Annotated in this window: 1 protein-coding gene; it reads right to left on the bottom strand. The window is 44.3% G+C overall.

What is annotated here, in order from left to right; translation table 11 throughout:
- Positions 1–160: 160 nt before the first annotated feature.
- On the bottom strand, positions 161–286 hold the full coding sequence (locus tag A3730_RS29615; protein WP_255364241.1) for an oxidoreductase C-terminal domain-containing protein: 126 nt from the start codon (positions 284–286) through the stop codon (positions 161–163).
- Between the last annotated feature and the right edge of the window lie 12 nt (positions 287–298).

Genomic DNA, 298 nt, shown 5'->3' with positions numbered 1-298 from the left:
CTACACATAGCTACGTTGTCGTTAACACCCAACGAATAAAGCTGTATATCGACCATGTCCACGCCACTTGATTGCTCAGATCGACCTTCGGTACCGGATACGGTTTCCGTTGACACAAGTCGTCATCGAGACTATTGGAGATAGCAATTCTTGCAGTGCTTCAGATTAAAGACTTCAGTTCGATATTCGGATTAGACAACACTTCAGCGCTGACACTCTTGCGCAGTTTAACCAACTGTTTACCCACCATGAATGCAACTGGAAAATTGACTGCATCAACAGCAATAACATGACCAAG

Source organism: Alcanivorax sp. HI0044, assembly GCF_001634945.1.
This window is presented reverse-complemented; position numbering and strand designations above follow the sequence as displayed.